Source organism: Methanosarcina sediminis (assembly GCF_052056915.1).
GTDB lineage: Archaea > Halobacteriota > Methanosarcinia > Methanosarcinales > Methanosarcinaceae > MTP4.
The window spans coordinates 1,411,338-1,427,802 of the sequence record NZ_CP195119.1; the positions used below are offsets into that span (position 1 = coordinate 1,411,338).

14 protein-coding genes are annotated in these 16,465 nt (G+C 40.7%); 7 read left to right on the forward strand and 7 right to left on the reverse strand.

The genetic code is table 11. The annotated features are described in order from the left end of the window. The first annotated feature begins 183 nt into the window (after positions 1–183). Together ACSAZK_RS05840 and ACSAZK_RS05845 are read left to right on the forward strand one after the other, a co-directional pair. Complete coding sequence (locus ACSAZK_RS05840; RefSeq protein ID WP_440956440.1) at positions 184–1,461, forward strand: flippase; 1,278 nt, start codon at positions 184–186, stop codon at positions 1,459–1,461. 638 nt (positions 1,462–2,099) lie between these two features. Next, a complete protein-coding gene (locus ACSAZK_RS05845; protein ID WP_440956441.1) occupies positions 2,100–3,989 on the forward strand; it encodes a hypothetical protein in 1,890 nt (629 codons plus the stop codon). A gap of 1,006 nt (positions 3,990–4,995) precedes the next feature. Here ACSAZK_RS05845 and ACSAZK_RS05850 read toward each other — a convergent pair. The 5 genes from ACSAZK_RS05850 to ACSAZK_RS05870 all read right to left on the reverse strand — a co-directional run bounded on the left by ACSAZK_RS05850 (position 4,996) and on the right by ACSAZK_RS05870 (position 9,908). Next, positions 4,996–5,736 carry a 3-oxoacyl-ACP reductase family protein gene (locus ACSAZK_RS05850; RefSeq protein ID WP_440956442.1) on the reverse strand — a complete coding sequence of 247 codons (741 nt, stop codon included), beginning with the start codon at positions 5,734–5,736 and terminating at the stop codon, positions 4,996–4,998. An 81-nt stretch (positions 5,737–5,817) separates the two neighbouring features. Continuing rightward, entirely contained in the window at positions 5,818–6,816 is a 999-nt protein-coding gene (gene nadE / locus ACSAZK_RS05855) for an NAD(+) synthase (protein ID WP_440956443.1), read from the reverse strand. A gap of 377 nt (positions 6,817–7,193) precedes the next feature. Continuing rightward, complete coding sequence (locus tag ACSAZK_RS05860) at positions 7,194–8,198, reverse strand: hypothetical protein (RefSeq protein WP_440956444.1); 1,005 nt, start codon at positions 8,196–8,198, stop codon at positions 7,194–7,196. Then, positions 8,179–9,657 carry a class I adenylate-forming enzyme family protein gene (locus ACSAZK_RS05865; RefSeq protein ID WP_440956445.1) on the reverse strand — a complete coding sequence of 493 codons (1,479 nt, stop codon included), beginning with the start codon at positions 9,655–9,657 and terminating at the stop codon, positions 8,179–8,181. Before ACSAZK_RS05865 ends, ACSAZK_RS05860 begins: the two co-directional genes overlap by 20 nt. A gap of 5 nt (positions 9,658–9,662) precedes the next feature. Then, positions 9,663–9,908, reverse strand: coding sequence for an acyl carrier protein (locus ACSAZK_RS05870; RefSeq protein ID WP_048177944.1), 246 nt, complete (start codon positions 9,906–9,908; stop codon positions 9,663–9,665). Positions 9,909–11,070: 1,162 nt separating this feature from the next. Between ACSAZK_RS05870 and ACSAZK_RS05875 the strand changes: the two genes are divergently transcribed. Then, positions 11,071–11,220 (forward strand): hypothetical protein, encoded by a 150-nt coding sequence (locus ACSAZK_RS05875; protein WP_440956446.1) that lies wholly within the window; start codon positions 11,071–11,073, stop codon positions 11,218–11,220. A 111-nt stretch (positions 11,221–11,331) separates the two neighbouring features. Here the strand turns inward: ACSAZK_RS05875 and ACSAZK_RS05880 are convergent, their stop codons facing one another. Further along, positions 11,332–11,874, reverse strand: coding sequence for a 4'-phosphopantetheinyl transferase family protein (locus ACSAZK_RS05880; RefSeq protein ID WP_440956447.1), 543 nt, complete (start codon positions 11,872–11,874; stop codon positions 11,332–11,334). Positions 11,875–12,141: 267 nt separating this feature from the next. Continuing rightward, complete coding sequence (locus ACSAZK_RS05885; protein ID WP_440956448.1) at positions 12,142–12,663, reverse strand: metal-dependent hydrolase; 522 nt, start codon at positions 12,661–12,663, stop codon at positions 12,142–12,144. An 824-nt stretch (positions 12,664–13,487) separates the two neighbouring features. Here ACSAZK_RS05885 and ACSAZK_RS05890 point away from each other — a divergent pair. From ACSAZK_RS05890 to ACSAZK_RS05905, 4 genes are all read left to right on the forward strand, one after another. Beyond that, entirely contained in the window at positions 13,488–13,757 is a 270-nt protein-coding gene (locus ACSAZK_RS05890; protein ID WP_440956449.1) for a DUF2551 domain-containing protein, read from the forward strand. Positions 13,758–13,889: 132 nt separating this feature from the next. Further along, positions 13,890–14,093, forward strand: coding sequence for a hypothetical protein (locus ACSAZK_RS05895; protein WP_440956450.1), 204 nt, complete (start codon positions 13,890–13,892; stop codon positions 14,091–14,093). Positions 14,094–14,160: 67 nt separating this feature from the next. Next, the gene (uppS, locus tag ACSAZK_RS05900) at positions 14,161–15,099 is read left to right on the forward strand and encodes a polyprenyl diphosphate synthase (RefSeq protein ID WP_440956451.1); all 939 of its coding nucleotides are present in this window, start codon (positions 14,161–14,163) and stop codon (positions 15,097–15,099) included. A gap of 396 nt (positions 15,100–15,495) precedes the next feature. Beyond that, positions 15,496–16,185, forward strand: a complete 690-nt coding sequence (locus ACSAZK_RS05905) for a TIGR00153 family protein (RefSeq protein ID WP_440956452.1) — start codon at positions 15,496–15,498, stop codon at positions 16,183–16,185. Positions 16,186–16,465: the final 280 nt, after the last annotated feature.

Sequence of the window (16,465 nt, forward strand, 5' to 3'; positions counted from 1 at the left end):
TATCGTGACTTTGTAGAGCTTATTGCCATTATGAATGGCACATGTGCAAAGAAGTGGAAGAGATGATTTGCGTTAATTGAGGATTTCTACAGAGCCAAAATTCGGAATTTAGATCCTCAAACATTTATATGATATAATTTTAATTTATCATTACTTATCTTTTAGATTTCAAAGGTCAATCCAATGTTCAATCTAAAATTCAGCAAAACGATGAAAGATGTACAGTGGTCGTTCATCAGTCTTGCGACAGCCTCTTTTGCACATCTGCTGCTTAGAATTGTATTGGGGAAGGAACTGGGACCCTCGGGACTCGGCTTATACACCCTGGTCTTTACGATCTACATGTTCGGCATGCAGTATGCAGCATTCGGAATTAGTACAGCTTTGATCAAATACGTTGCTGAATATAATGATGACCTGCCTCAGATCACGGGTTTTGTTTCCTCTGGAATCGTTGGGTCTATTGTAACCGGATCTTTTATGAGTGTACTTATGTACCTGCTATCGGGATTTATTTCGATTCAGTTATTCCACAACCCCGAAATGGTTGATCTTCTGAAGATCACGGCGTTATGCTTTCCCTTCATAGCCATGCAGAAAGCAGTCATTGGTACTCTGAATGGTCTGCGTAAGATGAAACGGTATGCCGTTGTGAACATCGCTCAGCATGGATCAGTTATGATTGTGTCAATCGTTCTGGTGATGCTTCTGAACATGGGTGTTAAGGGTGCAGTAATCGGTTTGGTTGCACCGACAATTGTGGTAGGGCTACTATCGTTGATCTTCATCAGAGAGTACTTTGCTTCAGAACAAGCAATTCTGCGTACAGTTTTAAATAAAGTCTTATGGTTCGGGCTCTATATCGTCCTCGCAGACTCCATAGCGATGCTTAATGTACAGATCGACAGCCTTATGGTGGGGCATTTTATGAATGAAACTGAGGTAGGGTACTATGCTGTTGCGGTACTTTTTATAGAAGGATTAAGGCTAATTCCCGACTCCGTCCAAAAAGTAATAACCCCTGCGATAGCAAATTTCCATGGGAAAAACGATTATCTCAATATAAGCAAACTGATAAAAATTACTGTACTAAGAGTTTTCGTGATTACCTTATTTGCTTCTCTATCAATTTTATTGCTTGGCCAATTTTTGATAGAGGTATTATTCAGAGAAGATTTTCTATCGGCATACGAGCCCCTATTAATTCTATTAGTTGGAAGCTTGATATATGGTCCCATTTCTTCTATTAATGGTACCCTGCCAGGTATAGGAAAAGTAAATGTCATGTTTAAAATATCGTTAATATGTGCACTGATGAACGTGGTGCTTAATATCATCCTGATACCTAAATACGGAATAACAGGAGCGGCAATTGCCACATCCACCTCTTTAATATTCACAGCGTTAGTAAGAGTATACTTCATAAAACTATATATACCAAAACTTCCATACATTGCATAAAGTAATAGTCCAAAACGGAACCTGTTACATCTGACAGATCGTGTTTCCTTTATTGGGGGAAGGGAAAAATTATCATTGAGAGGTTGAACGTTCTTGAGATTAATTACACGAAGTGGCGGCTTTCTAATGTGTAAATAATTGAACTTCGGACTCGTTACAAAACAACCTCTGCATATTTCCGATTTAACATCTTGATTTACAAGATCAAGGCCTCCAATTGAAGTTACAATGAATAATAAGTTGCATAGGTTATTTCGTAGCGGGTACTTAATATCTTATATTTCCTTTGTGGGGGAGGAAAAATACCATAGAGAGATCAAACATTCTCGAGAGTAATTATGATTGCCTACTAATTTGGAAGCAATTACACCTAATATCTCATATTTCCTTTTTGGGGGAGGAAAAACACCATAGAGAGATCAAACATTCTCAAAAGTCTCAGCCCTATTATAAAAAATAATGAGTTGGGCTGAAGATACCTTATTTCATTAAATTCCATTAGTTGGGCGATTCCGGCATTGAAGCTACCTGGAAAGTAAGTGTTACCGAGAAAACTGGTTCTAACTCACCGGGTTTTGAAACTGAGTTGGTCAATTAACTAAAATTGAAATTATGACTATGATTCAGATGTGAACTGTATGGCCAGATTGAATAACTTCACACTAATCAGTAAAACTTTTCTCTACCTGCTACCTATTTTAGGAGTTGCAGGAGTAACGATTCCGTTAATTCTTGGACAGAGTAATCTTTCTCTTTTGGGAACCTATCTTGCAGTCCCTATGATTCTGGCACCAATAATCCACATAAAACTAAAAGGAAACGAAACCAGCTTTAAGACATTTAATCCTAAATTATTTTCATCTTTTGTCAGTATTTATTTTATTTTCTTTTTTATTTCAATAAGCCTGCTCCAGGTATTTGATGTTAGACCATTTGCCTATTATCTGGTCATTGCAGTCATGTATGGTTTAGTATTACTGGAGATACTAATGTTTGAAGTGTCAGAAAAAAAAGTGCCCATTATCCTGCTTCAAATGGTGATCCTAACTGTAAATATAATTTGGGGAGTGACTCTAAATTATGATTTCTTCATTGGAAGAACAGATCCGATTGGCCATTTGAAACTTATAGAAAGTGTAATAAATGCCGCATTTGTAACTGAAATATTCGATGTATACAAACCGTTTCCTCTGTGGCATATTTTATGCGCATTTATGCAAAATGTCCTTGGAATCTCATTATCTGCTCAAAAAATAATGTTCGTAACAAATGGAGTAATCTATTCTTTTGTACCTGTAGTCTCGTACCTTGTTTCAATGAAAATATTTAAAGATAGTAAAATCGCATTGTTATCAGCGCTATTTGTTTCGATTTACCCTGAAGTTATACTTTATGGGATGCAATCGATTCCGAGGAGCGTTGTGTCATTTTTAGAGATTATGCTAATATTAGTCTTACTGGACCCGCAAAATCCGGCAAAAGTATTCGCAGCTATCATCCTTGTCTTTTCGTTGATTGCGTTTCACACGGCTTCAATGCCATTTGTATTATCGATCCTGTTTGCGATTTATGTTCTGGAAAAAATATATAATAAGGAGAATGATGAATCCCTTCTATCGTTCAAGTTTATAATTTTAGCAATATGCATGACGTTAGTTTACTGGTTATATTACGGAATAATATTGTTTGAGACTTTAGTGTACAACATCACGAGGTCTGCACCTTCCGGAGTACTAACAGAATCTGTATTTTATACACCATTAAGTGAGTTGTTTAATTATTTACAATATACTCCACTGTTACTTTTTGTAATAATTGGTTTCTTTTCAACGTTGCAATCAAAGAGGGCATCCACTTTTGGAAAAATATTCTGCATGATAGGACTCTTTACAGTGGCTATCACCTTCCCTGGCCCGACTCTGCTTTTCAATAAGCTTGCCAGTAATTTTAATCTTGCAAGGTTTGGAGAATATAGTTTTTTATTTATCGGATTAACCGGTTCAATTGGATTTTATGAAATGTACTCGAAATCAAAAAAATATTTAAAAATATTTGTAGTAATACTGTTTATATCAATGACATTCCTAACCGTATCAAATGACTTTACTGCTTCAGATAATCCTTTAGTTAAAAGACCATTTTATACGTATTACTTAACCAATGAAGAAGAGACAAGTTTCGAACATATCGCTTCTGTCACTGAAGGATATGTGATGGCTGATTATGTGACTTCTCGTTATTATTCCTTTTCCGAATACAAAGATAAAAGCCATATTATAGAGGTAGGCAGTACAAACAAGAAAATTTTAAGGGATGAAACGGATGACATCTTTTTGATTAGAGAATCCGAGTTAGAAAAAAGACCTTTGAAATTATATGCAGCACCTGGTGAAGAATTTGTATCTGGATCTACATGGGAAGGCAATTTAGTTTATTATTACAAGGAAGGCACATTGTGGGACGATTTAATAATGTATAACAAAATTTACGATTCAAAAAGTGTTACAGGATTTAACCATGGTCCTTGAGTAATCGGGTTTTCCGGAACCTGCAGGACATACCCATGTCCCTGAATTGTAACTTACATATCCCATCCTCTGCAGAGCATTGCACCATTAAGGAATCGATAAAATTCAAAAGTGTGCTTATTGGATGCAAGTTTCTGGGATCGATGTGAATTTACCCGGTATTTTGCTTCAGCCAAATACCCGAAACTTTCTGCGGGGATGGGTAATAACTCTAAAATCGTTAAATCCCACTTTCCGCAGCTGTCTATTTAATTTCCACAATTTTTTAGCTATCGTTTTTCTGGGAACTTCCCTGGTCATTCAAACATATGTTTTCAAAATGTCCCACATATTTCGACCTCATGCCTTCATTGGCAGCTTCCAACTTCAATTTCCCGAAGATTCAGTTGAGATAATAATTGTGAATTATTGAGCAATCACCTAAAAAAGATAGCAAGAGAAAAGTTATTTTTAAAAGAACATGTCGGACAAGTCAGTTAAATGATGAATTTGATTATAGATTACATTTTTTTGATTACTTAAGATGAATAAAATCCTATTCATAGGTCATTGGCTAAGAAATTTAAGCTACTGAATTGACCAATATTTAACACGATTTATTCACCCCATAAATGAGGTCGAATTCGAAAAAGAATACATACCATCACTAAAGACCTTCAAAAAACCGTTAAATTTACTTACTCTAAGTCCTGAAATCAAATTGCGGGCGGCCACCCCACCTTAAAAGGTGGGGTATGCTTCGGGCCGCCCGCCCGGTTTCTTGGGAACAGTTTAGTATCATGTAACAAGGTTTCCTTGATATAGAGTAGCATATCTAACTCCTGTAACCATGATACCAGGAAACCTCATTTAAAAGGAAGTAATGATTTATCGATTTAAAGGAGCACAAAAAACGTGCGAGGGTTCACTTCATCCCCGACCTGAAAGATCGGGGTATTCGTGACCCTCCGCGCTCCCATCGTAATAAAAGCCATGACAGCACCATAAACGCTGTTATGGCCCACAATCACATAATCTGACAGCCGTCGACCACAATGACTTCTCCACTAACATACTCCCCGAGATCCGAGCTCAAAAATAATACCACCTTTGCAACATCTTCGGGCATACCGACACGTCCGAGAGCGATATTGGAAATCATTTTTTCCCTGAGGGCAGGTTTGAGATCTTTGAGAAGGTCGGTTTCAATGAAACCGGGAGCAATGGCATTGACAGTTATGCCATACCTGCCCAGTTCCTTTGCTGCGGATTTTGTAAATCCGACAACTGCAGCCTTGCTTGCAGAATATACTGTCTGCCCGGCATTCCCATAGAGTCCTATGGTGGAAGATAAATTGATAATCCTGCCGGCACCCTGCTTCTTCATCAGCTTCGATGCATACCTGGTACACAGGAAAGTCCCCTTCAGGTTAGTGGCGATGGTACGGTCGAAAAGTTCCGTATTGCTCAGCATCAGAAGGTTGTTTTGCATGATTCCCGCATTGTTTACCAGCACATCGAGCCTGGAATGTTTCTCCCGGATGGCCCGAAACATATCCCTGACCTCTGCTTCGGATGAGACGTCGGCCTTGAGCAACGAAGCCTGGAGCCCTTTCCCACGAATCAGGTCCGCAAGTTCAACTGCCTTATTCTCACTCAGGTTGTAGTTTATGATCACATGTGCATGGTTCTCTGCTGCCAGCAAGGCTGTAGCTCTTCCAATCCCCCTACTTGCGCCTGTTACCAGCACCACTTTGCCTGTAAGCATTTTTCCTCCTGTACCTACCTCGTGTACTTAACTATCCAGAAGCGGCCCGTGAGAAGCGACCATCCGGAGAAAAGCTGCGGCTTAACTATCCAGAGAGTAGATAGGTGCAGCAGCCCGCACATATTCGGTAGTACCTTTTATTCTAGCAATGTGCCTTTGAGCTTTGAGTATGGTCTCTTCGGACAGTCCGGTGTTCTTCTCAATTACTTCTACGGGCATTTGATGTTCCTGACCATACAGTAATTGATCCATTACATGAATGGGCATGCGCCAGTAGAAGTCCTCATCAGAGGTGTAGTGGCTCCAGGTGTCAGCACTAGGCGGCCTCCGTATAATCTCTTCGTTGACATTAAGATATTTTGCCAGAGAGTAGACCTGGGTCTTATAGCAATCCGCCAGAGGCTCAATATCCACACCTCCGTCCCCGTATTTCACGAACTGGCCGAGGACCATCTCGGTCTTGTTGGTCGTGCCGCAAACGAGATAGTTCATCTTCTCAGCGTACATATACTGGACTATCATTCTGGACCTCTGTTTGACGTTCTGAAGTCCGATAAGTTCCAGATAATCACTTGCCTTCAACCTGTATTTTCCAACTTTTTCCCCGTCTTTTATCAACTGTATATACGGAACGTTCAACAAGCCCTGGTTCAGGAAATCAGGCAGTACCAGGGATGTTTTGTGGACCTCAGGTTCATATTCCGGGCAGGTCTTCTTTATAATCCTGTCCTTTTTCTCATAGATATCAAGGGATTCCAGTATAGGGGAGATAGGGACTTCTTCATAAGCCACACCCAGGCTTTCACAGATTTCTGCCCCAAGAGTGTTACTCGAAGGAGCCGATTCCTTCTCAGGAAGAAGCAGGCAGTAAACGTTCTCCTTTCCAAGTTCCCGGACGGAAAGCGTAAGAGCTACGGCGGAATCGACTCCTCCCGAAACTCCTATTACCACACCCTTTTTCTTAAAACCGGCAACCTGGTCTTTGATAAAGCCCCTGAGCTCCATTGCAAGCTTTTCAATGTCTCCGTTAAGTTTGTCCATTATTTGTATGTCCATTAATTGCGAATCTATCATTTGCATGATATTGCCCCCCATAATGGTCAGATGATTGACATTTGATCGTTAACGTATTATTACAAACTTTGACGCAACATTACGAATTAAGAAATATTACATGTCGGGATTGAGGAAATAGCTACCACTGATTTTGAGGAAATAGCATTAATTATGGAATGCTCTTAACTCAAGCGGCAGGAACTGTATTTTAAGCAACCCGTGTCAAGGTTTTGAACAGCAACGAATAGATACCGAGATCAAATATCAAATATCAGATATCAAATATCAGATATCAAATATCAGATATCAAATATCAGATATCAAATATCAGATATCAAATATCAGATATCAAATATCAAATATCATATACCAAATATCAGGTAACAGGTTTCGAGAGTCATTCACCCGTAATTTAGTTTCTTTGCAGCTTCCTCTATCAGTGGTTGTGATAGCTCCTGGTGAAGTTTTTCCAGGCCTTCTTCCCTTGACATATCCCCACTTCGGACAATTCCTGCTATATCAAAGGCATACGGGTGGATCCCGTATTTTTCCAGATGGTTATAACAGGCAAAAGAATTCAATGTACAGTTGGTTGAATTGCTGTCATTGAGATCCGGAGGGTTCCACCCGATCTTCACCAGGGACTCCAGAATCTTACCTTCGTTATAATCCCACAGACACAGAGGATGAAGCATCCTCGGTCCCTCCTTGCCCATATTTTCAATAACCTCGTTTTTAATCAAGAACCTCTCATCCCTATCATCAACGTCAATTTTTTGAAGTTGTTTTTCAAAAATGTTCCTGGACCACCGTATAAAATTAGCCTTCAGGGGGATTATGGGATTAGGAGACTGCCCCGGTGTGAAGGCAAACATAATGAAAGGTGCATCCTGAACAATAGCCTCTTCTATCAACTTCTGCTTGATGATACTGATACAGGTGTTGCATATGTCGCTTGCCCTGTATTTGGCTAACCTGGGGAATGCATCGCGGGATTCCGCGGCTTTCCGGAAAGTTTCGTACAGGACCTCATCTTCCATTGTTAGTTTAAAATAATCAGATCCTGTGAGCTTACACATCTTTTTCGCATTTTCTACCGCGTTGTCAGATATGAAACCGTTATCGAACTGGACAGCCAGGACTTTCAGGAAAGGATATTCTTTTTTGAGTTTATGAAGCGTGTATGAAGAGTCCTTGCCCCCGGAAAGTGCAAAGACCACATCGTACTTACCCCTGCCCCCGTATTCCTTGAAGAGTTCTTCCATTTTCGCCAGATATTCTCTCTTTTCCTGCGCAGAAAGAGGGACATACGTCTCACAAAAATGACAGAGCCCACTTTCCTCATTGATATCTATGCCTGGCATATCCGAGTCCAGAACACACTTTTTACACACTATTCTTGACATTTTGGTACTCCCCTATAATTGACCGATTGGATATCTTCCCATTCTCGCTTAATGGGAGATGATCGATGAAAAGTATCTCCCTGGGACACAGGTACCCGGGCAAATTCTTCCGGCAGAATGAAAAAAGAGCATCAACTTCTGTCCCTTCCTTCGGGATGACCATGAGGCTGATCGCGGCCCCCATAAGCTCGTGGGAAACCGGTACGACAAAAACCCTGGAAACCTCAGTGTTATTCTCTATGTGTTTTTCAATTTCCCTCGGATTCACGCGATGATCGCCTATTTTAATGAGGTCGTCCTTGCGGCCAAGCAACCTGAAATAACCATTGGGTAATTTCTGTGCCAGGTCCCCCGTGTGCATCCACCCATTTATGAGCTTTTTCTCAGTGGCGATCTCGTCGTCCAGGTAACCTAATAGAATATTCTCACCCCTGGCAACCAGTTCACCCCTTATGTTCGGCCCTACTGGCCTGTTTTCATCGTCGAATACGTCAAGCATAACGCCGGGAATCGGCTTGCCTATCGTATCAACGAACTCGTCCACGTCCTCTGGTGGCAGGTAGGCCAGGCGTGCTGTAGCTTCAGTCTGGCCGTACATCGGCAGAATCACCGTACCGGGACTTAACTCGTTTATCTCTTTCACGGTTAATGCGTCCATTCCTCCACCTGCGGATGCGGCAGTCCTGACATTTTCAAATGCCTTTTTGAACCTCTCTGGATAGCGGAGGAGGATCCGATAAGTACTTGGCACTCCGTAGAATACGGATACCCCTGATTCCACCAAGCTGAATGTAGATTCCATAAAATTCATGCTTCCGATTCTGACAGCCCCCCCGGCCATCAGGTGGGAATCGATTATGGAATTACCAAAAGCGTGGTGTGGAGATATTACCAGTGCGCCCTTATCGCCGGAACTTATGCTGAGAACCTCGATTATCGATTCTGCATTTGCTACCAGATTTCGATCACTTAACATGACCCCTTTTGGAGTGCCTGTCGTGCCGGACGTGTACAGCACCAGCCTCAGTTCCGGATTGTTGGCCTCATTTACTATATTTTTACGCAGGGTCTTTACTGAACTGTCATTTGAAACAACAACAACCGTTCCAAAACGCCCGAAAAAGTCCTCACCATATCTAGAGTACTGTGCCTCTGTTGCAATTATATTATTGACGTGGGCATTATCAAGAATTTGCTCCAGACTGAATTTCGGGAATTCGATCGGAAGAGGTATTGCAATGTTGGCTGACCGGTATACTGCCATGAGAATCTTTATGTATTGTATGCCTGACTCTGCCAGGATTGCAAACCTGCAATGCCCGAAGTCCCCCATAGACGAAGCAATAGTATCTATATCTTCATCGAGACAGTTGTAGGAGATGGATTTTTTGCCTTCTTCCAGAGCGATTTGCTGAGGAGTTCTTCTGGCATATTCCGCGATATAAGCATCGATCCTCATATCTCTCACTTCACCAGTTTGACAATCAGGTTAGTGATCCCCTGCAGTGAGTCAAAATTTTCCGGCGTCAGCATATCTTCGGGAACTTCTATGGCATATTTTTCACAGATATAGTCCATCAATTCAAGCAGTCCAATCGAATCCATGATGCCGTTCTGGGTGAGAGAATCGTTATCATTCAAGCCAATGCTCGTGTCCATAAAAGAATTGTCTTTCAGATAATCAAGTATATCATTCTTTATATGTTCCATTCGACCTTAGCCCCCCTAATTTCGTATAGTGGATAAAACAACATGAGTAGTATACACTTTAGTGTATCATTGTGTTAATATCCCCGTAAATATTTGAGTAATCCCCATTAGTATTTACGTATTATCAATTATTTATATTGTTTCTCATATAATTTATTTACATTGTCCCCTTTATCATTTGTTATATTGTTCCCCATATCAATTATCCCACTTTATCAAGATGTCTTCTCAATTTTCACCATTGTTCCTAATATCGTTTTTTCTGAAAACTGCCCTGGTTTTCAAACGTGTGTTTTTGAAATCTCCCACACTTTTCGCCCTCATGCCTTCATTAAAAGCTTCCAACTTTCATTTCCCGAAGGTTCTTGAGATAATAATTGTGGATTTTAGAGCAATAATCCAAAAACGATAGCTAAAAAATGTTATTTTCTAGAGAACATGTCGGGTAAGTCGGAATTATTTATATTATCCCCCATTTCTTAGCCACGTCACCCATTATATTGTTCCCCGTATCTTAGCCATGTCACCAATTATATTGTTCCCCGTATCTTAGCCATGTCACCAATTATATTGTTCCCCGTATCTTAGCCATGTCACCAATTATATTGTTCCCCGTATCTTAGCCATGTCACCAATTATATTGCCCCCGTATCTTAGCCATGTCACCAATTATATTGTTCCCCGTATCTTAGCCATGTCACCCATTATATTGCCCCCATATCTTAGCAATGTCATCATTATATTGTTCACCATGTCTTAACAGTGCCACTTATTTTCTTGTCCCCTCATAGCACATAACCATGTTAATTATTATATTGTTCACCTTTTTCATTTAGCAACAGTCTCTATCATAACTTCTCATAAAAAGCTAGAAGAATTAACAGCGACCCCGTTGAGACTTCTCCTGAGAAACTTATACTCCTGCCCCCAAAATATTGAATATGTCATGTTTCAATAATCTCAGACATGAAAAACTGCACTCCAGAACAGTTCGCCATGATAGTAGAATTTTTATCAATTATTTGAGATGCTAAATTCAAACTATTTTTTATAATTTCTGCCTGTGAGGAAAGGTATGTATAGCCAGACATCAGCAAGTGCTATATAACCCCATAAAATAAAAAAATATTGAAATAAAATTTCTTAATAAATTTGAGAAGCAATGTTTCTTGAAAAGTTTAAAGACAGCCTTTTAGAAGGGTTCTGCATAGAACCCCCACCAAACTCAGGGAATAAGAAAGAAAAAGATTACTCTGGAAATTCAATAAGTATTGTTTTAGTATGTGATTTGAACACCCCATTATCAACATGAATAGAGTACGAACATGAATAGGGCATATAGGAAGGAGGCTCCAAAAATTGCAGTTCTAAGGTTTAGAACCAGTTCTCATAGAGAGGTTAAGTTCTCATAGAGATTTAAGTTTCATGGAAAGGCTATTTTCTCGAGGAGGCTTATATTGATAGTATGCCAGCCTTCAGAAGTAATAAGGGAAAGTATGTATTCGTTGTCTATAATATAGCTTGAATAACTGACATTATTAAGATCCAATTCCCTGTAAAAAGTAGAAAAAATACTTTTATTCGAAAACTTGCAATACGCTTCTTTCAGAGTCCAGGTCGTTAAGAGATCGAGACAATTTACGGATTTATCGGTTTGAAAAGTTTTTTTATTCAGGTATTTAGAAATGTTCGCAAGAGACCGCTTTTTTTTAACCTCAATATCAACCCCAAGCTCAAACTTTGAGACTGCAAGAACGACAATATTTTCAGTATATGAGATACAGACATGTAATTCTTCATGGTTGCTTACATGGACTTTTCCGTATTTATCCTTATAAGTAGCCATGTCGGAGACGGAATGTCGTTTAAGAATTCTGCACAGAATATATTTCAGGACCATTCTGGAAATAATGTACCTTTTCCTGAAATACCCGGTTTTTAATCTATCCAGGCCTTCCATTTCCATATCGTCAAGGCATTCCGTACTCAATGTGCCGTAATCTTCCAGGTCAACCAGAAAGATAAGAATATCATTCTGTTCCCATAAGCAGGGTATATTTGCCGGGAGAGTATGGTCCGGAGTGATCGGAGATACTTCCGGAACAACCTGAGATTCTGCCTTTAAGCTTTCAGTTTGCATGCCTGTTCACGAGATATCCGTTACAAAATATCAGTTACAAAATATCAGTTACAAAATATCAGTTACAACCCCTATAAAAAAAGTACCTGCAACTCAATGAATTAACCTGCGCCTCAGGTAAATTGCAGATATTATTACCGCTATGATTAAACCTATAAACTCGGTAATGAAACAGGGACAAAGAGACGGAACATAACCGATCGTGGCCATATTCAGAAAGTAATCCAGACCCCCTCCGTAACAGCATACCTTAGGAAATTCCCAGCCAAAAGCCGGCCAGAATAAGGTATGAGGCTTAGCCCACATACGGTCTTCAAGCAGGTGGAAAAAACATGCTCCAGATATCAGGAACAAACCTGTGTCCCTGCTCTTCCCATAGCGATAGTAACCCAGTAATGCGATAAAAAGACAAAACACAAGCGTATGCCCGACAATTCGCCCATTTGCAAGAAACTCGGCAAAAATTACCCTGCCGACCAGTTTGTCGAGAATGTCTGGCAGCAGGGCTCCGAAAGCTATGTAACGGTAATCAAGCCTGCCTCTGAGTGCCGGAAGAATACGCTCAAGCATGAAGAAAATTCCAATCGTAAAAACGATGTGCCCGAAAATTAACATTGCAGACCCACTGACCCCATATATATAAACAAAGTTTCTCCCACAAAAACTTATACCCAGCCCAACTTTTTTAATTTTTGAGCGGCGCCTGCACCTTAAAAACGGTCAATTACACCTAACCGGGGGAATAATTCAGGAAACTGCTCAGAAAAGTCTGACCCCATGAAGAACTGTATGTGCCAAATTTGTGTTTTCACACTTTAATAAGAAGTAATGGTTAAAAATAAGTAAATAGTTTTGGAAACCAAGTTTCTGAAGAATGTTTCTTAAAAAGTCATGACGACCGGGTATAATAACGATAGTTAGAGAGCTTATATAAAAAAATAGAATTGACATAAAAAGGAACGGAAAAGAAAGCGACTTGCTAAATTTTGATTTTGCAGGGGACCTGTTTGAAATGTTGAATAACATTTTTACCAATCGTGCTGCCGGGTGAGAGAAATAATAACGGAATTAATGCTTTTTTAGATTTAAAATTACTTTATCCCCTTATTTTAGTTCTTGAGAGAAACATATAAAAATTAACCTGTGACCCGGATGCCCCATAACTTCCTGAGAACTTGAAATTTCTTATATTTAATTTTGACAACAAAGACCGATTTTATACTTTAATGTAACCAATCCTCAAAAAGTAATCCTAAAATATATAAACGATAAAGATATAGGGTATTCGATTCTCACTGCCCTGAAAAGCAGGTCGCATACCTTTATAGCTAAGAATCAAATAGTAACATATAATATAATCCAGTACCAATAATAATTCAAATTATCATTAACTGAGGTGTCAGAAACTGCAGACTACGGAAGAAAGGGTAAGAGCGAGATTGATTAAGTATCTCGGCAGGGACGAGAGCGGGATACGCAAGGTTGTGCTCAATCTCTTCCTGACCGGAGACAAGTTCACCACCGGTGAAGTTTATGAGTTCCTTGACAATGGGGAATTCGAGGTAAGCTACCGGGGGGTGTCGGCCATGGTCGGGCTAATGAACACGAGATTAGGAATCCTGAGCATTAATGTTACAGGAGACCATAACGTTTACTCCCTGAAAAATACTTACAAAACTATCGTCGGCTCCGTGCTTGAAAACTACTGAGCCGCACTTGATTACTTTCCTTTTACCGGGGTTTATTGCCCCTTATTGTCATTCTTTTTTGTATGAATTTCTTTGAGCTTCTTATTTAATTCTGCCAGAGTTCTGCTCGGATTCAAAAAAGTCATAATTAGTTTGTCTTTCGAAAGAAGGAATTTAAAGGAGAAGTTAAAAGGGAGTTTAAAAGAAATAGAAAAGGAATATAAAAAAGCAGTTCAAATAAAGTGTTTAGAATTTCGATGCAGAATTTGGGATAATGGCACTGCTTATTTTTGCAGAGAAACCCTGCCAAAAGAAATTATAAATACCTTGAATAAAAGAAAGTATCAGAGTACATAATGAGATAAAATCTATACAGATTTTCCAGCTTTATATATTAGGGGGAAAACGCATAAGAAGCTTAAAAATGAGATCAATAAGTTCCGGCTTCAAGGTGGGGCTCAGATTTTTGAAAAACCGGACCTTCAGTGTATTTTACCGGGAATACGAGCGGAGGCTCGCAAAAGAAATTCATCACTCGGAGATCCCCGCACATATCGCGGTGATCATGGATGGGAATCGCAGGTTTGCGGGAAAGCTCGGGAAGGCAAAAAGTTACGGGCACTCCATAGGGGCGGAGACCACTGAGCAGGTGATTGAGTGGTGCCATGAAATAGGGGTGCGGCAGCTTACACTTTATGCATTTTCCACAGAGAATTTCCACCGTCCCGGGGAGGAGGTGGACGGGCTCTTTAACCTCATAGACCGGAAGTTCTTGAAGCTTTATAAAGACCCCCGGACCCATGAAAAGGAAATGCGGGTCAGGGTTATAGGAGACAGGAGTAAACTGCCTGATTTCCTGAACGAGACAATTGACAGGATCGAAAAGGCGACCGAACACTACGACAGGTTTTACCTCAACGTAGCCATTGCCTACGGCGGGAGGCAGGACATTATCCAGGCCGTGAGGGAAATCGCATGCCGGGTTTCAAGGGGAGAGCTCTCCCTTGAGGACGTGAGCGAAAACCTGATCTCAAACCACCTTTATCCATCTCCCGGGCTGGCAGTCCCGAATGTAGACCTTATCATCAGAACTGGGGGGGACGAGCGGGTTTCCAACTTCCTGCCCTGGCAGGCTAACGGAAGCGAATGTGCGGCCTATTTCTGCGCTCCGTACTGGCCCGAGTTCCGGAAAATCGACCTCCTTCGTTCTATTCGGATCTACCAGGTGAGGAGAGCCGAAAAGAAGCGGGAACACTCGGTACGGGCTTTAAAAATAGTAAAGATGTTCGGAGCCGGAAAATACGAAGAAAAATTAGAAGAGTTCGGACACCTCAGGCCGATTAAAAGGCAGGGATTTTCCTGAAAGGGAGCCTTTGAAAAATTCCATAAGGACTCATAAGATCCCCTGGACATAAAGACACTGCTTGAAACACTGCCGGACCCTGGCTTGAACAACGGCCTAAACCGTAGCTTGAACGACAACCTAAACCGTGGCTTGAACGACAACCTAAACCGTGGCTTGAACGACAACCTAAACCGTGGCTTGAACGGCTACCGGATCCATTTCCAGAAACTGTAAATACCATTCTCAGAGGCAGCTGAAAGCGAAGGTTCATATTATTCAGGCACATATTTATATTTATATATCGCAATTTAACGGGGAAAATATTTTATGGGAGAAACGGGAAATTTGAAAAAAATCAAGGGAAAGGAGACACCTATTCCGGAACATCCCGGACTTCCGGGGAGTTGAAAAGATATGAAATACAGGGATTTTGTCCGCTCCCTGTTAGGTCCTTTTTCAAAAGTCCCTCCGCTTCCCTTTAAAGAACATGCCAGAAAGGGGGTACTTGCAGCCGGGAAATTGAAAGAAGGAGTGGAAGCATACTGTTCAGGGAACATGGAGCTTGTGGAACTTAAAAGTTCCGAGGCTGACCTGATAGAGACAGAAGCCGATGCCATAAAGCATGAGATCCGGAAAAGTCTTCCGTCTTCCATGCTACTGCCGGTAGACGCAAAAGACCTTCTCTTTTTTTTAAACCAGCAGGACGAAATCCTGAACAGCGCCCAGAGTGCCGCTTACTGGCTGACCCTCCGGGCCGATTCCCTCCCTGAAGACATGAAAACGGGTTTCCTCAGGCTTTCAGGAGCTACTCTTGAGACTGTCAGGGTCTACGAAGAGCTTGTATCCAGTTTCTACGATATCTTCAAAAATCCGGATAAAAATAAAATCAGGCAAACCCTGGCTCTTGTCCCCCAGGTAGAAAAACTGGAACATGAGGTGGACCTTATAGAGAGCGAACTTTTGAAAAAGATCTTCGCAAACGAAAAGATCTTCGGAGGAGCCGGGATCTGCCACCTGACTTTTCTCGTGGAGAAAATCGGCGATGTTGCGGACAGAGCCGCAATAGCCGCTGACAGCCTGAGGACAATGCTTTTCAGGCGGTAAAACTCCAAAAGGCGGGAATAATAAGTCTGAACCCTAAAAATACCTGCGAAACCATTGAAATGTCACTAAACCCCCTGAAATACCGATATATTGATATTCAGGGGATTACTATCTAAAAGGGGGATTTTATAATCGAATTTTTTTCAGGCATTAATTGAGATCTTAGGCTTTGGGACAGAGAATAATGGGATAGAGGTCAAACATAATTAACAAAATAATTTCATTTAACATGACCTCATTTAACAAAACAATTCCATTTAAAATATGATTTCAGTTGACA